Source organism: Streptomyces sp. NBC_01276 (assembly GCF_041435355.1).
In the GTDB taxonomy this organism is placed as follows: Bacteria; Actinomycetota; Actinomycetes; order Streptomycetales; family Streptomycetaceae; genus Streptomyces.
Genome location: NZ_CP108442.1, coordinates 7723413 through 7743624, shown reverse-complemented (window position 1 = coordinate 7743624; position 20212 = coordinate 7723413). Strand labels below are relative to the sequence as shown.

24 protein-coding genes are annotated in these 20212 nt (G+C 73.7%); 12 read left to right on the top strand and 12 right to left on the bottom strand.

Annotated elements, in window-relative coordinates; all coding sequences use genetic code 11:
• Positions 1 to 164: 164 nt before the first annotated feature.
• The gene (locus OG295_RS34770) at positions 165 to 1328 is read left to right on the top strand and encodes a serine hydrolase domain-containing protein (RefSeq protein WP_371680625.1); all 1164 of its coding nucleotides are present in this window, start codon (positions 165 to 167) and stop codon (positions 1326 to 1328) included.
• Positions 1329 to 1355: 27 nt separating this feature from the next.
• On the opposite strand, the gene OG295_RS34765 is transcribed toward OG295_RS34770, so the two are convergent.
• The 3 genes from OG295_RS34765 to OG295_RS34755 all read right to left on the bottom strand — a co-directional run bounded on the left by OG295_RS34765 (position 1356) and on the right by OG295_RS34755 (position 3442).
• Complete coding sequence (locus OG295_RS34765) at positions 1356 to 2039, bottom strand: M15 family metallopeptidase (protein ID WP_371680624.1); 684 nt, start codon at positions 2037 to 2039, stop codon at positions 1356 to 1358.
• Positions 2040 to 2094: 55 nt separating this feature from the next.
• Entirely contained in the window at positions 2095 to 2691 is a 597-nt protein-coding gene (locus tag OG295_RS34760) for a hypothetical protein (RefSeq protein ID WP_371680623.1), read from the bottom strand.
• Positions 2692 to 3139: 448 nt separating this feature from the next.
• Positions 3140 to 3442 carry a hypothetical protein gene (locus tag OG295_RS34755; protein WP_371680622.1) on the bottom strand — a complete coding sequence of 101 codons (303 nt, stop codon included), beginning with the start codon at positions 3440 to 3442 and terminating at the stop codon, positions 3140 to 3142.
• Positions 3443 to 4082: 640 nt separating this feature from the next.
• Here OG295_RS34755 and OG295_RS34750 point away from each other — a divergent pair.
• Complete coding sequence (locus tag OG295_RS34750) at positions 4083 to 4490, top strand: hypothetical protein (RefSeq protein WP_371680621.1); 408 nt, start codon at positions 4083 to 4085, stop codon at positions 4488 to 4490.
• Between the two features lie 62 nt (positions 4491 to 4552).
• Here OG295_RS34750 and OG295_RS34745 read toward each other — a convergent pair whose 3' ends face one another.
• Positions 4553 to 5035: a hypothetical protein gene (locus tag OG295_RS34745; RefSeq protein ID WP_371680620.1), complete on the bottom strand. Its 483-nt coding sequence runs from the start codon at positions 5033 to 5035 to the stop codon at positions 4553 to 4555.
• A 186-nt stretch (positions 5036 to 5221) separates the two neighbouring features.
• On the opposite strand from OG295_RS34745, the gene OG295_RS34740 reads away from it, so the two are divergent.
• Positions 5222 to 5872 (top strand): class I SAM-dependent methyltransferase, encoded by a 651-nt coding sequence (locus tag OG295_RS34740; RefSeq protein ID WP_371680619.1) that lies wholly within the window; start codon positions 5222 to 5224, stop codon positions 5870 to 5872.
• A 65-nt stretch (positions 5873 to 5937) separates the two neighbouring features.
• On the opposite strand, the gene OG295_RS34735 is transcribed toward OG295_RS34740, so the two are convergent.
• On the bottom strand, positions 5938 to 6318 hold the full coding sequence (locus OG295_RS34735) for a hypothetical protein (protein ID WP_371681398.1): 381 nt from the start codon (positions 6316 to 6318) through the stop codon (positions 5938 to 5940).
• Positions 6319 to 6399: 81 nt separating this feature from the next.
• On the opposite strand from OG295_RS34735, the gene OG295_RS34730 reads away from it, so the two are divergent.
• The gene (locus tag OG295_RS34730) at positions 6400 to 6531 is read left to right on the top strand and encodes a hypothetical protein (protein ID WP_371680618.1); all 132 of its coding nucleotides are present in this window, start codon (positions 6400 to 6402) and stop codon (positions 6529 to 6531) included.
• 376 nt (positions 6532 to 6907) lie between these two features.
• Here the strand turns inward: OG295_RS34730 and OG295_RS34725 are convergent, their stop codons facing one another.
• Together OG295_RS34725 and OG295_RS34720 are read right to left on the bottom strand one after the other, a co-directional pair.
• Positions 6908 to 7210 carry an RNA polymerase sigma factor gene (locus OG295_RS34725; protein ID WP_371680617.1) on the bottom strand — a complete coding sequence of 101 codons (303 nt, stop codon included), beginning with the start codon at positions 7208 to 7210 and terminating at the stop codon, positions 6908 to 6910.
• A 262-nt stretch (positions 7211 to 7472) separates the two neighbouring features.
• Positions 7473 to 8084: a 2'-5' RNA ligase family protein gene (locus tag OG295_RS34720; protein ID WP_371680616.1), complete on the bottom strand. Its 612-nt coding sequence runs from the start codon at positions 8082 to 8084 to the stop codon at positions 7473 to 7475.
• 277 nt (positions 8085 to 8361) lie between these two features.
• On the opposite strand from OG295_RS34720, the gene OG295_RS34715 reads away from it, so the two are divergent.
• Entirely contained in the window at positions 8362 to 9054 is a 693-nt protein-coding gene (locus tag OG295_RS34715) for a DUF4232 domain-containing protein (RefSeq protein WP_371680614.1), read from the top strand.
• A 27-nt stretch (positions 9055 to 9081) separates the two neighbouring features.
• Here OG295_RS34715 and OG295_RS34710 read toward each other — a convergent pair whose 3' ends face one another.
• Positions 9082 to 10068, bottom strand: coding sequence for an MsnO8 family LLM class oxidoreductase (locus OG295_RS34710; protein ID WP_371680613.1), 987 nt, complete (start codon positions 10066 to 10068; stop codon positions 9082 to 9084).
• Positions 10069 to 10304: 236 nt separating this feature from the next.
• On the opposite strand from OG295_RS34710, the gene OG295_RS34705 reads away from it, so the two are divergent.
• The 3 genes from OG295_RS34705 (at position 10305) to OG295_RS34695 (ending at position 12135) form a co-directional block, all read left to right on the top strand.
• On the top strand, positions 10305 to 10934 hold the full coding sequence (locus OG295_RS34705; protein ID WP_371680612.1) for a class I SAM-dependent methyltransferase: 630 nt from the start codon (positions 10305 to 10307) through the stop codon (positions 10932 to 10934).
• A 202-nt stretch (positions 10935 to 11136) separates the two neighbouring features.
• A complete protein-coding gene (locus tag OG295_RS34700) occupies positions 11137 to 11853 on the top strand; it encodes an intradiol ring-cleavage dioxygenase (protein ID WP_371680611.1) in 717 nt (238 codons plus the stop codon).
• A gap of 66 nt (positions 11854 to 11919) precedes the next feature.
• Entirely contained in the window at positions 11920 to 12135 is a 216-nt protein-coding gene (locus tag OG295_RS34695; protein ID WP_280916107.1) for a hypothetical protein, read from the top strand.
• A 16-nt stretch (positions 12136 to 12151) separates the two neighbouring features.
• On the opposite strand, the gene OG295_RS34690 is transcribed toward OG295_RS34695, so the two are convergent.
• The 3 genes from OG295_RS34690 to OG295_RS34680 form a co-directional block, all read right to left on the bottom strand.
• The gene (locus OG295_RS34690) at positions 12152 to 12565 is read right to left on the bottom strand and encodes a nuclear transport factor 2 family protein (protein WP_371680610.1); all 414 of its coding nucleotides are present in this window, start codon (positions 12563 to 12565) and stop codon (positions 12152 to 12154) included.
• A 237-nt stretch (positions 12566 to 12802) separates the two neighbouring features.
• Positions 12803 to 13801 (bottom strand): type I glyceraldehyde-3-phosphate dehydrogenase, encoded by a 999-nt coding sequence (gene gap, locus OG295_RS34685; RefSeq protein ID WP_371680609.1) that lies wholly within the window; start codon positions 13799 to 13801, stop codon positions 12803 to 12805.
• A gap of 109 nt (positions 13802 to 13910) precedes the next feature.
• Positions 13911 to 14867: a GlxA family transcriptional regulator gene (locus OG295_RS34680; protein ID WP_371680608.1), complete on the bottom strand. Its 957-nt coding sequence runs from the start codon at positions 14865 to 14867 to the stop codon at positions 13911 to 13913.
• 214 nt (positions 14868 to 15081) lie between these two features.
• On the opposite strand from OG295_RS34680, the gene OG295_RS34675 reads away from it, so the two are divergent.
• Positions 15082 to 15558 carry a lamin tail domain-containing protein gene (locus tag OG295_RS34675; RefSeq protein WP_371680607.1) on the top strand — a complete coding sequence of 159 codons (477 nt, stop codon included), beginning with the start codon at positions 15082 to 15084 and terminating at the stop codon, positions 15556 to 15558.
• Between the two features lie 117 nt (positions 15559 to 15675).
• On the opposite strand, the gene OG295_RS34670 is transcribed toward OG295_RS34675, so the two are convergent.
• Positions 15676 to 17289, bottom strand: coding sequence for an MFS transporter (locus OG295_RS34670; protein ID WP_371680606.1), 1614 nt, complete (start codon positions 17287 to 17289; stop codon positions 15676 to 15678).
• Between the two features lie 125 nt (positions 17290 to 17414).
• Here OG295_RS34670 and OG295_RS34665 point away from each other — a divergent pair, with 125 nt between their 5' ends.
• The 3 genes from OG295_RS34665 (at position 17415) to OG295_RS34655 (ending at position 20204) form a co-directional block, all read left to right on the top strand.
• Complete coding sequence (locus OG295_RS34665; RefSeq protein WP_371680605.1) at positions 17415 to 17858, top strand: MarR family winged helix-turn-helix transcriptional regulator; 444 nt, start codon at positions 17415 to 17417, stop codon at positions 17856 to 17858.
• Positions 17859 to 18162: 304 nt separating this feature from the next.
• Positions 18163 to 18915: a two-component system response regulator CseB gene (gene cseB, locus OG295_RS34660; protein ID WP_371680604.1), complete on the top strand. Its 753-nt coding sequence runs from the start codon at positions 18163 to 18165 to the stop codon at positions 18913 to 18915.
• A gap of 5 nt (positions 18916 to 18920) precedes the next feature.
• Positions 18921 to 20204 carry an ATP-binding protein gene (locus OG295_RS34655; protein WP_371680603.1) on the top strand — a complete coding sequence of 428 codons (1284 nt, stop codon included), beginning with the start codon at positions 18921 to 18923 and terminating at the stop codon, positions 20202 to 20204.
• The last annotated feature ends 8 nt before the right edge of the window (positions 20205 to 20212 follow it).

Here is a 20212-nt window from a genome sequence, read left to right as displayed (position 1 = left end):
TGCTGGGGCGGGGTCCCGGCGTGCCCGCACCTCAGGCGGACCGGCCCGGGGGTTAGCCCCACCCCCGGGCCGGGCGGTAGCCGGATCGTCGGGGGATCGCGCCTGCGGACATGCTGGGCCCGGCGAACATGCCGGTTTCCCGACGATTACACAGGAGTTGAGCCGTGCGCGCACACTCAGGGCAGGATCACCGTTCCGGCAGCCGGCGGAACGGTCGGCCCAGGGCCCTCCCGGTCCTGGCCGCGGTGGCCGTCGGTGTTCTGGCGGCGGGTGCCCTGGCCCAGCCCGCGGCCTTCGCCGCCGCCCGGCCCGACAGCGTCCAGCAAGGCCTGAACGCGCTGGTGCGCGCCGACGGCATACCCGGTGTGCTCGCGAGCGTCCAGGACCGCGAGGGGCACACCCGTACGTACACGGCGGGGGTGGGCGACCTGGCCACCGGAGCGGCGGTGCCCAGGAACGGGCAGGTGCGGATCGGCAGCAACACCAAGGCGTTCACGGCGGTGGCCGTACTGCAGCTGGTCGGCGAGGGGAAGATCGGCCTCGACGACCCGGTCGACACCTATCTGCCGGGCCTGGTCCGCGGCGAGGGCATCGACGGCCGTGCCATCAAGGTCCGTCACCTCCTGCAGCACACGAGTGGGCTGCCCGACTACCTCAACGACGTTCCCCGGCCCAGGCCGTACGACCCGCGCGAGCTCCTCGGCTTCGCCCTGCGGCACGAGGCCACCTCCGAGCCCGGGAAGAAGTGGGCGTACAGCAACACCAACTACGTGCTGGCCGGCCTGATCGTCGAGAAGGTCACCGAACACCCCCTCGCCGAGGAACTGGAGCGGCGCGTCGTCCGGCGTGCCGGACTGCGCCACACCTACTTCCCCTCCCCCGGCGAGACGGGCATCCGCGAACCCCATCCCCAGGGCTACGACCGCGAATCGCCGGGCGCGCCCCTGACCGACGTCACCGAGATGGACCCCTCGTGGGCCTGGGCGGCGGGCCAGATGATCTCCACCAACTCCGACCTCAACACGTTCTACACGGCGCTGCTGTCCGGCCGTCTCCTCCCGGACGCCCAGCTCGCCCAGATGCGCACCACCGTTCCCGCCGAGTACTTCGGCCACGGCGCGCGCTACGGACTGGGGCTCGTCAGCAAGCCGCTCTCGTGCGGCGGGGTCTACTGGGGCCACGGCGGCAGCTTCCCCGGGTACGAGACCCGGGGCGGGGTCAGGGAGGACGGCCGCGCGGCCGCCGACATCGCGGTGACCATCCAGCCGACCGACAAGGCGGCCATGGAGCACGTCGAGGACGTGGTCGACACGGCGCTGTGCCGCTGAGACGCGCCTCCCGGGGCCCGCGGGGACTCAGTCGCCGTTCGCGGAGAAGTGCTGGTAGTCCGGGTCGGACCAGCGGGCGCCCCAGGACCAGCCCACCGCCTCGAAGGCCCTGGTGACGGCGTCGTCCTCGCGGATCGCTCCGGGGCCCGCCCGGTCGCGGTCGAGGTGGGGCCGCCCGTTCGGCGGGTGGCTCGTGCCGTAGCGGTCGACGTACGGGTTCTCGACGGGGTTGATGTCGACGGCGTCGCCCCAGGCGTGCCGCGAGAGCCGGGCCGGGTCGCCGGTGACCGGCCGGCAGTTGAAGGCGGAGGTGTTGTCGGCGGCCATGGCCCGTTCGTCGCTGCCGCCGTACTCGGCGGTGACGCGCATCCGGCGGATCGGGAACCGCTCCTCGAAGGCCTGGGCGAACACGCGGAGCACGGGGCCGACGGCGTCGCGGTGGACGATCAGCTCGCCCCGGTGGACCTTGCCGTCGAAGCCCCAGTGGTTCATCCGGACGAGCCGCAGCCGGTCCGGGGGTACGGGGCAGCCGGGCCGGTAGCTGGCGCCCAGCTTCCCGGCGGGAACGGCCGAGACGCCTGCGGAGAGCTCCGTCACCGGGACCCCGGGCACCGCCCGGAATCCCGGGGCGGCCGCCTCCGGTACGCCGCAGGACGGCGTGGACGCGCAGAGCGCGACCGTCAGTGCCACGGCTGCGAAGCGGTAGCGCACCCGTCCACCGTAGACCCGCCCGCGCCGGTGGGCACGGCGGAGCGGGCGGCGTCCGTCAGCTCGCCTTCCAGACGACCTCGGGCGCGGTGCCGGTCTCGTCGCTCGGCTTCCCGGCGTCGCGCTCGCCCTGGAAGCCGACGAACGCCGGCTGCACGTCCTCCGGGACCAGGTAGATCTCGCACGTGGTGACGGGCTTGCCCGCGGCCAGGCGCAGGTCGGTGTCGGAAGCCTCCTGGCAGGGCTCGAACTTGGCCCCCCACGACGGGGCGAAGGTGTAGGCGCGCTTCGGGTCGGTGCCGTGCAGCAGCAGCTTGAAGTTGAAGCTGCCGTTGTCCGCCTCGCCGCCCTTGTGGGTGTAGGTGGTGGTGACGTAGTAGGGGGTCTTGCCGTTCAGCAGCCCGACACCGAGCTTCTCCACCGCGGCCTTGTCTCCCTTGACCACCGAGACCGGGGTGACGCTCAGCTGGGTCTTCTGGTTGTCGGGGAAGTGCGTCTCGGTCACGTCCGCCGCGGTCTTGAGGGCGAGCGGTGCGGCGAACGTCCCCTTCGACGCGGCGGCCGGGGCCCCGCCGTCGTCCGGGCCGCAGCCGGTGAGGGCGAGGGCGGCCAGGGCTATCGGCGCGGCGGTACGGAACAGGCGGTTGGTCAACACGATGTGGATCCCCCGAGGTTGATGACGTGGTGCGGCCGGCCGCTTTCCGGCGGCGATCGGCTCGGTGACCCTAACCCCCCGGATGATCACGGTTCACCACGCCTCTGTCACGGTCCTGTCCCAGGGCAGCGCCCGGGGGCAGTCCCGGGGCAGTCCCGGCGGGTGGAACCGCTGGTCGTGGCCTCCGGCGGGCGGGCCGCCGGAGGCCGGGCTGCGGTGGGCCCGGGACGGGGTCATCATGGCGGGAGGGCGGGCCTGCGGGGCTGCCCGCAGGGCCCGGCACGGAGCGGGAGGACGTTCCCCTCAGGAGGCACCACATGCAGCTGGACGACTCGCAGAGGGCCTGGGCCATGATCATCGGCGTCGTCGCCGTCATCCTCGCGGACATCGCCGCGATCGTCCTGATGAACACCGTCGGGCGGTGACCCCCGCTTCCGGGCGGGGCGCGTCAGGTGGAGCAGACGGGCAGTCCGGGGTCGTCGTGGGTGCGTACTGCCGGGAGCCAGGCGGTGCCGCCGGGGACGTCGGTGAGGTGGACCCGGAACCAGTTGGGGGTCCCCACCCCGTGCTCGTCCTCGACGCGGATCCCGTTGACCACGACGCAGTCGGCCATCAGGACGTCGCCGTGCCAGACGCGGTGCGATACGACGTTGTTCAGGTCGTACGTCACGTACGGGTTCTTGGCCAGGCCGAGCCTGCACGCGGGCAGCCGTTCGGTCTGGGTCTTGCAGTCCCCGTCGATGTTGAACACCCGTACGGGCGCCAGTGCGCCGACCGGGCCCGTAGGCGCGGCCGTGGGCGGGGCGGACGGGGTGCGGGGCGCGGCAGCACCGGCCGGGGGCCCGGGGGCTCCTCGGTCCCGGAGCGCCAGGGTGACGACGGTGGCGAGCGCGTACGGGGAGCCGGTTGTCGCGGGGCTGCCGGTCGTAACGCCGGGACGACCGCGGGAGCCTCCAGTCCGGGGTCGGCCCGGAGGATCGCCGCGTGGATCGCGGAGAGTTCCGGACCGGGGTCGAGGCCGAGTTCCTCGGCGAGGAAGCGCCGGGTCCCGGCGTAGCGCCGAGCCGGTTCCACGAAGGCCGCGTTGGCGCCCGCCAGCGGAGTGCCGCGCCACATGCCGAGCGCGGCGCGCAGGCTCTCCGACGCCTCTTGCGCGTGTCGTGCGGCCATCTCCCCGGCGGCGCGGCGGACCCGGGAACGCATAGCGGTGGCCGGGCAGAGTGTGGACGTCGGCCGGTCCGCACGATGCCGTGGGCCGTGGGCCGTTGGGCCGCGGCGGCACGAGTGCGGAACACGGGGGCCGGCCGACCACGTCCCGATCGTCACCCGACCGGAGAAAGGAAAGGGGGGTCGCTGTGCGAAGACCCTTACGAAGGCTGAAGGAGGCGGCGGTGGCGGCCGTACCGGCCGTACTGACCGCCACCGTGTCCCTGACCGCGGCGGCCGCGCCGGCGCAGGCGGCGTCGTTGTGCCGGCCGCGCGAACACCAGGACGCCATGCCGGAGATCGCCCGGGAGACCGCCATCTGCCTGTACCGGGAAGGCGGCAACCACTTCGAGCTGCCGCACTGCACCACCTGCAACCCGTACGACTGGAACAGCGTGGGCAGCTGGTACAGCCGCCAGACCGGCGGTGTGGGGGGCAAGATCCTGGACCGGAACCGCAAGCCCATCCAGTGGATGGGGCCGGAGCCTTCATGGCCCCGGGGGGTGTGGCGGTCCGCCGTACCCCCCGGGGCCGGCCGTACGGTGCGCTGCGGGTCTACTCGCGGGCTGGCTACCGTCAAGTCTTGTACCTGAATGAGCGGTTGCCGCCGCACCGTCGGGATCGCGGTGGGGTCCGGGATCGCATCGGACTCCGGTCACCACTTGTCGTGGCAGTTCCAGTGCCCCTTCACCCAGTGGGTGCTCTGGTGGCCGGGGACCCAGTACTTCTCCCACCAGCCGTGGCTCTTCCATCCGGGATGCCAGCGGCCGTCGTGGTCCTTGTAACCGGGGTGCCACCTGCCCTCGTGCCACTTCTTCTCGTAGTGCCCCCTGACCCATATCTTGCTCCAGTGGCCGCGCTCCCACGAGCAGCGGTCGTGGCGGTTCCCTTGATCGTGGTTGCCGTCGCGGTTGTTGTCGTGGTTGGCGTAGCCGTTGCTGTTGTTGCTCCTGTTGCTGTTGCCGTTGTTGTCATGGTCGTCGGTGAGGACGGAGGTGACGGACGAGGAGGGGGTGGGCGACGTCGGCGCCGCTGCGGCCGAGGCGGATCCGGCGGCTCCGAGGGCCACGCCCCCGGCCAGCAGGCCCGTCGTGGCCACGCCGACGGCCAGGTGCCGGAAGCGGGTGGGAAGGTTCATGAATCTCATCTCCTGCACGGCGCGGATTCCGGTTGCCTCGGGGATTCGTCGCCACTCCCGCGAAGGATGGGTAAAATTCATATAAATATGCAGAAATTGTACATTTTGATCGCCTTATCGGGAAGTGGAATCTTCAGTGGACGTAGCGCCGCCCGGGTCCGGTCCCGGGCCCCTTACCGTGTCCCGGTGACCGAACCAGCCCCGCACCTGCGCGCGACCGCCGACGCCTACGACGCGCTCGCCGTCGTATACACCGATTTCGCCCGTGACGCGCTCGACGGTCTCCCACTGGACCGCTCGGTCATCGCGGCATTCGCCGAACTCGCACAGACCACCCGGTCCGGATCCGGGTCCGCGTCCGTCGCCGAACTGGGTTGCGGCCCGGGACATGTGACGGACCATCTGCGGCGCCTGGGACTCGACGCGTTCGGGATCGACCTTTCGCCCGCGCTCATCGGGCTCGCCCGCCAGGAGTACCCCGGCCTGCGGTTCGACGTCGGTTCGATGGACGCCCTGGACCTGGCCGACGGCGTACTCGACGGCGTCCTTTCCTGGTACTCGGTCATCCACGCCCCGCCGGGGCACGTACCCGCCTACCTCGCCGAGTTCCGTCGCGTACTGACGGCAGGGGGCGCCCTGCTCGTCGCCTTCTTCGAGTCCGAGGGCGGCCCGGTGGAAGCGTTCGACCACAAGGTGACGACGGCCTACCGCTGGCCGGTCGACACCCTCGCGGCGCTGGCCGGCGAGGCCGGGTTCGTGGAGGTCGGCCGCATGCTGCGCGAGCCGTGCGAAGGCGAGCGGTTCCGGCGGGGTCATCTGCTGATGCGGGCGCGGTAGGCGGACGGCTCGGGGGCGTCACACGCTCCCGCCGCCTCGGCGCCGGCCCGCCCCGGGCCGCGGCGCTACGGCCGCGGTGGCTGCCCGGCCCGGTCCGCGACGCCCCGCCCGATCACGGCCACCGAGGTCACCGTGTCCCCCGCCTTCCCCCAGGCACCGTCCTCCAGGAGGACGGTGCGTTCGCCGTCGTGGACACGGGCGACCGCCACGCCCGTGCGCCCGACCTCGTCCTTCGCCTCGGGCAGGAAGACCACCCCGGGGATGCGCGCGGCCGCCCGGTACAGGGCGGCGCTCACACCGGGCGGGGCTTCCATCGTCCGCAGCAGGTCGCCGATGGCGACAAACGCCTCCTGGCCGGGGCCGGTGGTCGAGCCCGAGCCCGGACCGTGGTTGCGGCGGGTGTCGGCGTAGATCGGCTCCAGGAGTTCGCCGGGGTCCGTCGGCAGCGATTCCAGGAAGCGGTACGTGGGACCGCCGGGGGTGCCCGTGCCCTTGCCGTAGGCAGGCTCCGTGAGGTGCCGCTAGCGGTGCGCACGAGCGACTCGGCGGATCCGTCGACGGAGAGCCAGCGCTCGGCGGACTCGTCCGTGCGGGACGCCGCCATCGCCCCGCTCGCGGTCTCGGTCAGGGCCGTGGAGTGTCCCGTGGTCCGGGTGTAGACGAACTGATCGTCGCGGAGCGTCGGGGCGGGCAGGGCCCGGGCGGCGACGGCCACACGGTCGAGCAGCCGCACGGCCGCCGGCTCGGGCGGGCCGGCGACGGGCCCCCGGCCTTCGGACCCGCGCCCCCCGACGGTGACCGCCAGGACCACGGCGCAGGCCGTCGCTCCGGCGGCGAGCAGCACGGCCGCCGGCCGACGGGTGCGGGACGGTCGCCGGGGGGTCGGTGCCGCTTCGCGCATCAGGTGCTCCCTGATCCGGCGCAGCCCGGGGAAGGGGAGGTCCGCGTCGGAGAGGCCGGGAACGCGGTGGAGGGTGTCCCCCGGCTCGGACGGTTCCGGGCGCGGGTCGTGGTCGGCGGCGGGGTCGACGGCGTTCACAGGGTTCCTTCCCTGGTGGCTCGGGGCGCCGGGTGCCGCGCGGGGGCGTCCCCCGGGGCCGGAGGCTCGGCGAGGTGGGCTTCGGTGAGCTTGTGCAGGCGGGCGCGGGCCCGGGAGAGGCGCCAACGCACGGTGCCCACGGCCACCCCGCACGCCCGCGCCACCTCCTCGTGGCCGAGTCCGGACCACACGTACAGGAGGAGCACTTCGCGGTCCGTACGGCGCAGGCGGTGCAGTACGGCCAGGGCCGCGGCCGCGTGCGTGGCGTCGGCGATGCGGGAGACGGCGGCGTCCGCCACGTCGGGCACCGTGTCGGGGGGGGCGGCAGCCGGGCCATCGCCTCGCAGTGCCGACGGGCCGCCCTGCGGGTGTTGCGGATGGCGTTCGTCGCGATCCCGATAAGCCGTGCGCGCTGGTTCACCACCTCGTCGAGCGACTCCCGGAGCCGCCAGGCCTCCAGGAAGGTGAGGGAGACGACGGGCACCGGCCCGTTGCATGTGATCTCCGCCACAGGCGGAGGGCAGGCCGCCGGCGTCGACGGCGACGGGGCCCGTCGGGCCGTCAGGTGCCGGGGACCCGGTGCCAGTCCACCGCCCCGGTGCCCAGGGTGATCGTGGCGCGGGGCCGCATGGGCTCGTCGTCCCGGCGGGCGAGCAGGACGACGTGGTCCACCCGCGCCTCCATGCTCTCCAGGCGTGCGGCGCACTCCGCCGCCAGGCCGCGCGGGTCCCGGGCGGCGCGGCCGAGTGACAGGTGCGGGGTGAAACGGGGGAACCGGCCGCGGCACGAGGGGAACGGCTCCGCCAGAGCGTCCTGGAGCGCCGTCCAGGGGGTCAGGCCGGCTGCCGCCGGGTCCAGCCACACCGTGGCGTACGCGCGGTGCCGGAACGTACGCACTCCGCTGAGGCGGATGGCGAAGGGCTCCCGCTCGGCGGCCACCGCGGCCAGTAGCGGGGCCGCGGCCGCGAAGTCGCTCTCCGGGACGAAGCCGAAGATCAGGTTGACGTGCGGCGGCCAGCGGCGGATCTGGGGGTCGTGCTCGGCCCGGATGCCCTGGATGGGGGGCCACAGCGCGGGTGGAGGGAGCCAGGCGACGGCGGTCCGGAACGTGGGAGCGACCCGGAGGGAGCCCGGGACACCGCTTCCGCCGCCGGCCGTCGCGGAGAGGTTCATCCCGTCATCATGCCCCGGGCGTGGGGACGGGGGCGCCCTCGCCGTGCGGCGGCCGGCGGTGGGCGCCGGTGGGCGGCTGGCGATGGGCTGTGGGCGGTGGGCGGCCCGTCCGGGGACGGCGGGGGTTCGCCCGGTCACGGCACGTCTCGCCACGCCGGCTCCGCCCCACGTCACGGAACCGCCACAACCGCGTGCCCCGCAGAACCGGGCGGGGCCCGGTCGCGTGTCCGACCACGCGTGCCGGTGTGGAACCGGTCGTGGACCTCGGGGAGTGCTCATGCAGTACACAGCAGGCGTCGGCCGGACCGCAGCGGTCCTGGCGGCGGCGGTGACGGTCGCGGCCATGATGACGGGCTGTACGCCCACCGGCGAGGACGGCGCGGTCGCGAAGCCGTCGTCCCCGGGGTCGGTGTCGGCGCCCCCGACCCCCTCGACCCCGTCCGCGACGCCCAAGGGTTCGGCACCGGCCGAGCCGAAGCTGGCCGGAGGTACCTCCTCCGGCGGTACCGGAGCCGCCGGCGGGACCAAGGCCTGCGCGATCGGGCAGGTCAAGGTCTCCGACGCCCACCAGGCCGACGTCCGGCCGCCGGGTACGGGAACGGGTGCCGCCGTCGTCTCGGTGACCAACACCTCGGCCCACCCCTGCACGGTCCAGGGGTTCCCGACGGTCGCCGGAGCCGGCAACGGCTCGCCCGACCACAACCTCCCGCTGGCCACCACCCACAGCGGTCCGGCCACCGTGGTGTCCCTGGCCCCGGGCGCCCGCGCCTGGACCAAGCTCACCTTCGTCAACGTCCAGGGCGAGGCCGACGGCTACTGCGTGTCCGGCGCCACGCCCGCCACCTTCCCCACGATCGTCCTGGGCGTCCCGGCCGCGGGCTCGCACCAGATCGCCATGGACGACGGCATCTTCGCGGAGTGCGACAACAAGGTGACCGTCACCGCCTTCTCCTCCGCCCGCCCGTCCTGACGTCCGCCGCCGGTGGCCCGCCGTCGCCTACGGCGCGGCGGTGGCCTCCACGTACTTCCTGACCAGCTCGTAGGAGCGCAGGCGGTCGCCGAGGTCGTACACGGGCGTGGTGAGCATCAGCTCGTCCGCGCCCGTCTCGCGCGCCAGTCCGGCGAGCCGTCGTACGACGGTCTCGGGCGTCCCGACGGCCTGCTGTGCCCGGAAGTGGGCCAGCGCCTGCCGCTCCTCCTGCGTGAACGGGTGCGCGGCGGCGGCCGCCGGGGTGGGGAACGGCAGGTCGCTCACCCCCTTGAGGAGCCCGGCCTTGACGACGTCCATCGGTCCGACGCGCCACGCGGCCTCCTCTTCCGTCTCGGCGCACACGGTCTCCACGCACAGCAGCACGCGCGGCCGCTCGCACCAGCGGGACGGGGTGAACTCCGCGCGGTAACGCTCCAGGACCGCCCGGGTGTTGTCCGGCCGGATGTGGTGCGCCACGGCCACCGGCAGACCGAGCTCGGCGGCGAGGGCCGCGCCCGCCGTGCTGGAGGCCAGCAGCCACGGCTCCGGCAGCGGGCCCAGGGCGACCTCGTCCACCAGGAAGGACAGGGTGGCGGCCACGTCGTCGCGGTACTCCTCGTCGGTGACCGGTCCGGCTCCGCGGCGCAGTGCCCGTGCGATGCCCTCGTCGAAGGTCCCGGGGCCGCGGCCGATGCCCAGGTCGATGCGGTCCTCGTGGAGGGCTGCCAGCGTTCCGAACTGCTCCGCGAGCATGACGGGGGCGTGGTTGGGGGCCAGTACGCCGCCGGAGCCGAGACGGACGGCCGAGGTCGAGGCGGCGGCGTGCGCGATCAGCACGACCGGCGGGAACGCTCCGATCGCGGGCGAATGGTGGTGCTCGGCGTACCAGACGCGGTGGTAGCCCAGTCGTTCGATTCCCTGAGCGAAGGCCGCGGTGTCCCGCAGGGTGTCAAGGGCGCGGGAGTCCGTCTGGACCATCGCGACTTCCAGCGCTGAAAGAGGTATGTCGAGCATGGCGTCAGCATAGGGACCGCACGTCCGGATACCGGATCGATGATCACTTTCGCGCCACCGGTCCGGACGGGCCTGACGGTCCGGCAGGCCACCTGCCGCACCGCTCGTTTCCGGCCGTCCGGGGTACGACACCGGCCACAGGTCCGGGCGCGCCCCGGTCGGGCGTACGGATGGTGCCAGACTGGGCGTGTCCGTACGTTCGGCGGCGTTCCGCGTTTTCCCGGAGGTGGCACGGCGTGGCGTTCGAGGCCGAGGAGTCCTTCCCCGCCATGCGGCCCGCGGTGCGGGAGACGTACGGGCCCGCGGACCTGAGCGGGGAGCCGGTCTTCGCCGGCGGGTTCATCAACTTCGGCTACTGGAACGGCATCGACCTGACGGCCCCGCTCGGCGAGGCGGAGCGGATCCGCAGCCAGCAGGACCTCTACCGGCGGGTCCTCGACGCCGCCGGGCCGCTGGATCGGCTGCGGGTCCTCGAAGTGGGCTGCGGGCTCGGCATGGGCTGTGCGCTGGCCCTGCGCGAGCACCACCCCGCCGGGGTCACCGGCATGGACATCCACCCCGCCCAGTTGCAGCGGGCCCGGGAGGCTCACGCGGGCCTCCTGGACGAAGCTCCGGAACGGCTGAGATTCGTACGGGGCGCGGCGGAGCGGATGCCCTTCGCGGACGGCGAGTTCGATGCCGTCGTCAGCGTGGAGGCGGCGCAGCACTTCGCGGACCTGGCCGCCTTCGCCGCGGAGACGGCGCGCGTGCTGCGTCCGGGCTCGCGGGGGCGCGGGCCGAGTCGATCGGCCACCGGGTCTGGGCCGGCTGGGACGCCTGGCTGTCCCGGCTGTGGGCACCGGGCACCTGGCCGCGGAACTTCCTGAAGGCGTACGAGCGGCGGATCCTCGACTACTACGTGGTCACGGCCCGCCACCCGTAGGCGGCCGCGCCGGCCGGCCCGGCACCCGTCGGGTGCGTCGGCCGAGGGGAGGTAAGCGGGGGCCGCGCGGCGGCGTGTCGGGAGAGGCGCGGGAGCGGCTGCGCCACGGTGGAGCCCATGGCCCCGACCCCCGCGAAAGGCGCGCCGTGACTCCCGAGCCCCGCCCCCTGGACACCCGCCGACGTACGCTGCTGCTGGCCGTCGGCACCACCGCCCTCACCGGTCTGGCATCGGCGTGTGCCGGAAGGCGGGACGGTACGGCGGAGGCGGCCGCCGGCCGGGCCGCCGCCGTACGGGCCGTCACGCCGAACCCGTCCGGCCCGCCACCGTCCTGCGTGCTCGCCGCCGAGACCGGGGAGGGCCCGTACTACACCCCGAAGAGCCAGATCCGCTCCGACGTCACGGAGGACCGCCAAGGCGTCCCGTTGCGGCTGGACCTGCAGATCGTACGGGCCGCCAAGGGGTGCGCCCCGCTGGCGCAGGCGGCCGTGGACATCTGGCACGCCGATGCCTCCGGCCTGTACTCGCAGCGCGGCGCCACCTATCTGCGCGGCACCCAGACCACCGACGGGGACGGCCGCGTGTCGTTCCGCACCATCGTGCCGGGCTGGTACGCGCACATCGCCCCGCACGTGCACTTCAAGGTCCGCCCCGGGCGCCGCACCGCGGTCTCCTCCCAGCTGTTCCTGCCCGAGGAACTGCTCAACGCGGTGTACGCGGGCGATCCCTACTCCCGCCGCAAGGCTCCCGCGCACCCCAACACCCGGGACGACCGGTTCGCCTCCAAGGGCGCCGGGCTGACGCTGAACCCGGTACGGGACGGCGCCGGATACCGGGCTTCGTTCGTCATCGGCATCGTCTGACCGACGGCGTCGCCCGTACGGAGCGCCCGGCGTGCCGGAGCGCCTCGGCGCACGCACGCTGGGGGCATGCCCGATCGCCTGCACGTCGTCGTCCATCCGGTCGCTCCCGGGGGTGGCCGGGCGGTGGTCGCGCACGTGCACGGCGAGGACCGCCCGCTCGGCATGGCGCACTCCCTGGCCGATGTGGTCGAGATGTTCCGTGCGGCCGGTCTGGAGACCGCCGTGGGGTGGCCGCCGATCCGCTGGCTGGGCGGGGCGCCCGACGAGTGGGGCGACGACTAGGCCGTGGCCGGGGGGATCAGCGGCGGTGTGCGGGGAAGAGCACGTCCGCGGTGTGCCGGGTGTCCGCGTACTCGCGCACCGCGGCGATCCGCCCGTCGCGGACGGTGAACACCCCGGCGCAGCGGTTGGCGTAGGCGGCGCCGTCGACCGTGGTCGCCGTCGAGGTCCATTCGGCGAGGACCTGGTCGCCGTCGGCGAAGGCGTGGGTCAGCTCGATCACGGTGGTGCCGGGCCGGATCAGCGGGCCGACGGAGCCGAGGAAGTCCTCCAGGATGGCGGTGCGGCCCTCGTAGGTGCCGGATATCGGCAGGTCGCCGGGGTAGGTCCAGGTGGCGTCGTGCGCGAAGCTGTCGCGGATGGCGGGGAGGTCGCCGTCGCGCACCGCTTCGACGTATCGGGTGACGACGGCCTTGGGGTCGGTGCCGGTCATGGGGAGCTCCGTTCGGTGGCTGTGTCCGGCGGTCCGTCGGACCGCTCTGGTCACAGCTCACCGCACAGGCCCCCGTGGATCCAACAACCGTCCGGCCACCTCGACAACCGAACGTTGTCGCCGCCGGTGGGGGCGGTGTCCGGGTGGGCGGCAAGGGCCCGCCGGCCGTCCTGGGAGCAGGACGGGGCGCCCGCCGCCGCGGGCGCCCCGTCCCCATCCCCGTGCACCGGCCTGCGGTCAGCGCGTGGCGAGCAGCTGCAGCGTGTCGATCACGCGGTTGGAGAAGCCCCACTCGTTGTCGTACCAGGCGACGACCTTGACGTGGCGGCCCTCGACACGGGTCAGCTCCGAGTCGAAGATCGACGAGGCCGGGTTGCCCGTGATGTCGGAGGAGACGAGCGGGTCCTGCGAGTACTCCAGCACGCCGGCGAGCGGGCCCTGCGCCGCGGCACGGTACGCCTCCAGCACCTGCTCGCGCGTCACGTCGCGGGCGACGGTCGTGTTGAGCTCGACGATCGACCCGACGGGCACCGGCACGCGGATCGAGTCGCCGGACAGCTTGCCGTCGAGGTTCGGCAGGACGAGGCCGATCGCCTTTGCGGCGCCCGTCGTGGTCGGCACGATGTTGACGGCGGCGGCGCGGGCGCGGCGGGCGTCCCGGTGCGGGCCGTCCTGGAGGTTCTGCTCCTGCGTGTAGGCGTGCACCGTGGTCATGAAGCCGTGCTCGATGCCCGCGAGGTCGTCGAGGACCGCGGCCAGGGGTGCGAGCGCGTTGGTGGTGCAGGAGGCGTTCGAGACGATCGTGTGCAGGTCCGGGTCGTACGCGTCGGTGTTCACCCCGAAGGCGAGCGTGACGTCGGCGCCGTCCGCCGGCGCGCTGACCAGCACCTTCTTCGCACCCGCGTCGAGGTGGGCGCGGGCCGCCTTGGCCGAGGTGAAACGACCGGTGGCCTCCAGCACGATGTCGACGCCGAGCTCTGCCCACGGCAGGTTCGCCGGCTCGCGCTCGGCCAGCACCGTGATGCGACGGCCGTCGACGACGAGGACGTTCCCCTCGACGGACACCGGGCGGCCGAGCCGGCCCGAGGTGGTGTCGTAGGCGAGCAGCCGCGCCAGGGTGGCGGGCTCGGTGAGGTCGTTGACGGCGACGACATCGAGGTCGCTGTCGCGTTCGAGCAGCGCGCGCAGCACGTTGCGTCCGATGCGGCCGAATCCGTTGATGGCGATGCGAGTCATGAGGCGTGTCCTTTCGGGTTCGCCACCAGGTTCCCCCGCTGGTCGCGGCCGTGACAGCGGCGGGATTGCCACGGTCCGCAAGGATCGCGCCAAGGGTGGCGGCACGCGGCTATTCGCCCCGGGTGAAGGTGCGCCGGTACTCGCTCGGCGTCGTGCCGAGGATCCGCTGGAAGTGCAGCCGCAGGTTGGATCCGGTCCCGAGGCCGACGTCGGCGGCGATCTGCTCGACGCCGCGCTCCGACCGCTCCAGCAGCTCGCGGGCCAGGTCCACGCGGGCGCGCATGACCCACTGCATCGGCGTGTACCCCGTGTCCTCGGCGAAGCGGCGCGAGAAGGTGCGCGCCGACACGGCGGCGTGCCGGGCGAGGATCTCCAGGGTGAGGGGCTCGCCGAGCCGGTGCAGCGCCCATTCGCGGGTGGCGGCGAACCGCTCGCCCAGCACCTCGGGCACGCTGCGGGGCACGTACTGTGCCTGACCGCCACTGCGGTAGGGCGCCGCGACCAGGCGCCGGGCGGCGTGGTTCGACGCGGCCACCCCGAGGTCGCCCCGCAGGACGTGCAGGCACAGGTCGATGCCCGAGGCGGCGCCGGCCGAGGTCAGCACGCTGCCCTCGTCCACGAACAGGACGTTCTCGTCGACCCGTACGAGCGGGCGTTTCGCGGCCAGGGCCCGCGCGTAGTGCCAGTGCGTCGTGGCGCGTTTCCCGTCGAGGAGTCCGGTGGCGGCGAGCGCGAAGGCACCGGTGGAGATGGCGGCGAGTCGCGCGCCGCGGGCGTGGGCCGCGATCAGCGCGTCGACGACGGCCCGCGGCGGGTCGTCGCGGTCGGGGAAGCGGTAGCCGGGGACGAAGACGATGTCGGCCCAGGCCAGTGCTTCGAGGCCGTGTGCGACGTAGTACGAGAGTCCGTCTCCGCCGGTCACCAGACCGGGCGCGGCACCGCACACCCGTACCTCGTACGGCATGCTCGCGCGGGTCGAGAACACCTGCGCGGGAATGCCGACGTCGAGCGGCTTGGCCCCTTCGAGGACGAGGACGGCGACATGGTGCAGGCGGGAACGTGGCACGGGAAGGAGCGTACGCCAACGCAGCTTAGATGTTTATTGACTTCAAGGGATAGTCACGGATATATCCGCATTTGGCAACACGCGCCGAATGATCCACCTTTTGACGAGCCGGGGGCGCCAGAGTGTGGCTCCTCGGCAGGACGCCGGGAACCGTTCGGAGCCCGTCCGGCTTTCAGGAGACCGGACCGGGCTGTCTGTTGAAGGGGTCATCTCCATGTCTGCTTCTCTCGCCACCCGCCGCGTGGTCGCCTCCCTCGTGGCCGCGGGCGCCCTCATCGGCGCGGCGGCCCTGCCGGCCGTCGCCGCCGACCACGGACGCGACCACAAGGGCCAGCGCTCCGCGGTCGTCATCGGCGGCGTCCAGTACGACAGCCCCAACCGCGACGACCGCTCCAACCGCGCCCTGAACGGGGAGTGGGTCGAGGTCAAGAACACGGGCCGCCAGAGCGTCAACCTGCGCGGCTTCACGCTGACCGACCGCGAGGGCAACCGCTACCGCTTCAGCGACTTCCGCCTGGACGGCCGCTCCAGCGTCAAGGTCCACACCGGCCAGGGCCGCAACACCCACCGCGACCTCTACCAGGGCCGCCGCCAGCAGATCTGGGACAAGCGCGACACCGCCACCCTGCGCGACAACCGCGGGAACGTGCTGGACAGCCAGTCGTGGGGCCGCGGCGGCCGCCACAGCTGACCCGGACCGGCGGCCGCCCCACGGGGGTGCCGAGCCGCCGGCCGTTCCCCCTGCGGCGTGCCGCGGCCACCCGGCCGCGGCACGCCGCCTCCGTTTTCGTCCACCGGCCCGCGGCGGTCAGGGAGCTGGGGCCGGGGCGGGGGCGGGGGCGGGCGTCGACCGCGCTCCCCCGCCCTTGCCCTTCACCGGCCCCCCGCCACGACGGCCGGACCGGAAGCCGAGAGCGAGGGCCGCCGCGCCGGTGAGCGCGAATCCCGCCGTCCAGAGCGCGCCGACGTGCATGGCGTGGAGGAAGGCGCCGTCGGCCACCGCGGCGAGCCGGGTGTCGTGCGTGGCGGCGGCCAGGTGCCGGGCGAGCTCGGCCGAGACGCGCGCCTGCTGCCGTACCGGATCCGGGAGGCCGGTCAGCGAACCGTCGATGGTGCGCCGGTAGACGATCGAGGTGATCGTGCCGCCGGCCGCGATGCCCAGCACGCTCCCCGTCTGGCGCAGGGTGCTGTTGACCGCACTGCCGGCGCCGGAGCGCTCCAGCGGCAGGGAGCCCAGGACCGCGCCCGTGACGGGGGCGATGACCATGCCGATCGCGGTGCCCTGGACGAGCATGACCGCCGAGTACCAGGCGATCGGTGTGGTCGCGTCGAACAGGGACACGGAACCCATCGCCAGCGCCGCGACGGCCAGCGAGACCGAGGAGACGAGCCGGACGGAGGTCCGGCCGGCGAGCCGGACGCCGACCGGCGAGCCGACGACCACTCCGAGCGCTCCCGGGAGGCCGAGGAGCGAGGCCTGCAACGCCGAGTACCCGCGGGCGCCCTGGAGGTAGAAGGCGAGGTAGAAGGATCCGGCCGTCAGGGCCAGGAAGACCATCATGAGGGTGACGTTCCCGGTGGCGAAACGGCGCTGGGCCAGCAGCCGGGGGTCGAAACTGGGATGCGCCATCCGCAGCTCCACGGCGACGAAGGCCGCGATCAGCGCGATGCCCGCGGCGGCACTCCCCCAGACGGCCGGCCGGCCGAAGGAGGCGTCCTGGCCGGCGCGGATCAGGCCGTACGCGAGGAGGCCGAGGCCGCCCGTCGACAGGACCAGCCCGGCCGGGTCGAGCCGACGGACTTCGGGGCTGCGGGAGTTGGGCACGTAACGGGCGATGAAGCCGAGGCCGAGGAGGGCCACGGGCACGTTGACGAGGAACACCGAACCCCACCAGAACGCGGAGAGCAGCACGCCGGCCAGGATCGGCCCGGCGGCGATCCCGACACCGGCGAAGGACGACAGCGCGGCGAAGGCCGCCGGCCGCTGTGCGGGCTCGAAGGTCCAGCCGACCACCGCCATGGTGGCCGGTACGAGGAGTGCGGCTCCGGCACCCATCACCGCGCGCCAGGCGACGAGCTGGCCGGGGGTCGTGGCACAGGCGGCGAAGGCCGAGGCGAGGCCGAACAGGGCCATCCCCGCCAGCAGGGTGTTGCGGTGGCCGAACCGGTCACCGAGCGCACCCCCGGAGAACATCAGGCCGGCGAAGGCCAGGGTGTAGGCGCCGGTGGCCCACTGGAGCTGGCCGGGGGTGGCCCCCAAGCCGAGGACGGGGTCGGACAGGGTCTCGAAGGCGGTGGTGAGGATGGTGCCGTCGAGCCATATGAGGAGTTGGGCGAAGACGAGGACGCCGAGGATGAGCCGGCGGCGGGCCGGTGGTGGCGCGGACGGGCGTAAGGGCATCGGCGGTGTGGCGGAGGACATGCGTGACTGCCTTCGGCTCAGGAGGGTTTCGGCGCGGCCGCAACGTAGACTCGTCAAGTTCCTGACGGTTCGCCCATCGTGGCAACTCGTCAAGTTCCTGTCAATCAGATTGGGGAGGCCGCCTCATGGGCGAGCACGGTCACGATCGGGTGGTGAGCTTCGCGGTGCGGCTCACCTGGCTCAACATGCGCGCCGCCATCGGCACCACGCTGGAGGAGTTCGGGCTCACGGTGCCGCAGTTCGCCACGCTGATGATGGTCGGGGCGTCCCCCGGCATGTCGGTGGCCCAGCTGGCCCGCTCGGTCGGCAGCACCCGGCAGGCCGCCAACGAGATGCTCGCGGCACTGGAACGCGACGGCCTCATCACCCGCTCCCCCCACCCGACCGACCGCAGGACGCACCAGGTGCACCTGACCCCCCTCGGCGGCCGGCGCTACGAGGAGGCGCTCCCGGCCGTCGTGCGACGCGAGGCCGAACTGGAGGAGGGGCTGACCGCCGATCAGCGGGACGCCGCCCGCTCCTGGATGGCGGCCGTCTCGGCCGCCTGCCAGGAGCCCGCGCAGAAGTGAGTGACCGGCGGGGCGGCGGGGGGAGCCGGGCTCCCGGGCTACGCGGGGGCGCGCGCCTCGTTCCGGACCGCGAGTGCGTGAATGTCATCCTTGAGCGAAATGGTAAGGAGGTCCGGCAAAGGGCCCGCGCCCGCCCCTGGACCGGTTTTGTATCGGGCGTGTATCGGGAAACGCTTGGTCGTCCATCGAACCGGGTCTCCGCCGTGCGATGCGCGGACCACGTCCGCCGTCTGCCCTATCGTTCCCTTCAGGTCGCCCCCTCCCGGTCGCCGACCGCATCCGTCCCGACAGGAGCCGTCAGCCCGTGTCCGTGTCCACCCCCGCTCCGGCCCCCGCACCTCCCGTGCGCGTGCTGCTGGTGGAGGACGACGAGCTCATGCGCCGGTCGTTCGCCGTCGCCCTGGAGCGCTACGGCTACCGCATGCGGACCGCCGCCGACGGGCTGACCGCCCTGGAGCTCTTGCGCGACGAGGACTTCGACCTGCTGATCCTGGACGTGATGCTGCCCGGTCTCGACGGGATCGGGCTCTGCCGCAGGGTCCGGGAGACCAGCCTGGTGCCGGTCCTGATGATGTCCGCCCGCGGTGACGGGCTGGACGTGGTCGCCGGTCTGGAGGCCGGTGCGGACGACTACGTGGTCAAGCCCGTGGACACCTACGTGCTCGTGGCGCGCATCCGTTCGCTCCTGCGGCGGGCGACCTACGCGCCCTCGCCGCAGCCCGCACCCCTGCCCGCGCCGGGCCCGGACACCGGGGCACCGGCCTCCGACGGACGGTCGCTCGTCTTCGGGGACCTGACCATCGACACCGGCGGCCTGGAGGTCTCCCTCTCCGGCAGCCCGGTGGCGCTCACCCCGACCGAACTGAAACTGCTGCTGGAGTTCGCCGCCCATCCGGGCATCGTGCTGGACCGGCACACCCTCCTGCGCGAGGTCTGGGACTACGGCTGGGACGGCGACAGCCGCGTCGTGGACCTCTGCGTGCAGCGCCTGCGGGGCAAGGTGGGCCGGGACCGCATCGAGACCGTGCGCGGCTTCGGCTACAAGTTCAGGCGCTGAGAGGGGTGCGACCGATTCCCCGGCGACGGCCGGACCGGGTACCCCTGCGCTGGAAGATCGCCGCGCTGGCCGCGGCCACCGCCTGTCTGGTCGTCGCCGCGGTGGGCGCGATCGTGCACGTGTGGACCGCGCGGGACATCCGCGGCCGGGCCGAAGCGCAGGCCCTCAACTCGCTCTACGCCGCCATGGACGTCCACCGGCGCACCGGAACCCTCACGAACGGCGCCGCCCTCGACCCGGACGGGCTTCCCTCCTCCCTGCGCCGCCTCACCGACACCACCCGGCACACGGCGTACGACGGGCACGTCGACGGCAATCTGGGCCCGAGCGTCTGGGCCGCCGTGCGGACCGACGGCCCAGACGGCCGGGTGCTGGCCGTCCAGGTGAACATGGGCCCGGAACTCCACGACCTGCAACGCCTCGATGTGACGATGGCGGTGGCCTCCCTGGCCGCCCTCGTGGCCGCCACGCCCGTGGCGTTCTACGGAGCCGGGCTGCTCGCCCGCCGGCTGCGGCGGGTCTCCGAGACGGCGGGGCGTATCTCCGCCGGTGACCTCGACGCCCGGACGGGGCCCACCAGGGGCCGTGACGAGGTGGCCGACATCGCCGCCACCGTCGACCTCATGGCCGACAGCCTCAGCCGGCGCCTGCGCACCGAGCGCCAGTTCACCGCGGACGTGGCCCACGAACTGCGCACCCCGGTCGGCGGCCTGTTGGCGGCCGTCGACCTGCTACCGCCCGGCGAGACGGAGGATCTGCTGCGGGCCCGGGTCCGCGACCTGCGCGGGCTGGTCGAGGACCTGCTGGAGATCTCCCGGCTGGACGCCGGCGCCGAACAACCGGTGCGCGCCCACGTGCCGCTCGCGGCGGTCGTCGCGGAGGCCGTGGCACGCACCGGCCTCGACACCCGGGTCACCGTCACCGGCCCCGGGGCGGCGGCCCGTACGGCGGGAACGACGGAGACCGTGGAGACGGTGGAGACCGATCCGCGCCGCCTCGAACGGATCGTGGGCAACCTCGTCATCAACGCCCACCGGCATGGCGCCGCCCCGGTCGAGGTCACGGTCGAGGGGCGTACCGTCGTCGTGCGCGACCACGGCCCCGGCTTCCCCCGGGACCTCCTCCTGGGCGGCCCCCGCCGCTTCCACACGGGTGCGGCCGAGCGCGGCTCCGGGCACGGCCTGGGCCTGACGATCGCCCTGGGCCAGGCCCGGCTCCTGGGTGCCGAGCTGCGGCTGGAGAACGCCCCGGACGGCGGCGCCGTCGCCACGTTGCTGCTGCCGTCCTGACATCCGGC

Coding starts and splice junctions, on each gene's coding strand:
- OG295_RS34665 (WP_371680605.1), top strand. CDS start 17,415: ATGGGCGAGCACGGTCACGATCGGGTGGTGAGCTTCGCGGTGCGGCTC.
- OG295_RS34695 (WP_280916107.1), top strand. CDS start 11,920: ATGCCCGATCGCCTGCACGTCGTCGTCCATCCGGTCGCTCCCGGGGGT.
- gap (WP_371680609.1), bottom strand. CDS start 13,801: ATGACTCGCATCGCCATCAACGGATTCGGCCGCATCGGACGCAACGTG.
- OG295_RS34690 (WP_371680610.1), bottom strand. CDS start 12,565: ATGACCGGCACCGACCCCAAGGCCGTCGTCACCCGATACGTCGAAGCG.
- OG295_RS34715 (WP_371680614.1), top strand. CDS start 8,362: ATGCAGTACACAGCAGGCGTCGGCCGGACCGCAGCGGTCCTGGCGGCG.
- OG295_RS34745 (WP_371680620.1), bottom strand. CDS start 5,035: ATGAACCTTCCCACCCGCTTCCGGCACCTGGCCGTCGGCGTGGCCACG.
- OG295_RS34670 (WP_371680606.1), bottom strand. CDS start 17,289: ATGTCCTCCGCCACACCGCCGATGCCCTTACGCCCGTCCGCGCCACCA.
- OG295_RS34720 (WP_371680616.1), bottom strand. CDS start 8,084: ATGAACCTCTCCGCGACGGCCGGCGGCGGAAGCGGTGTCCCGGGCTCC.
- OG295_RS34710 (WP_371680613.1), bottom strand. CDS start 10,068: ATGCTCGACATACCTCTTTCAGCGCTGGAAGTCGCGATGGTCCAGACG.
- OG295_RS34675 (WP_371680607.1), top strand. CDS start 15,082: ATGTCTGCTTCTCTCGCCACCCGCCGCGTGGTCGCCTCCCTCGTGGCC.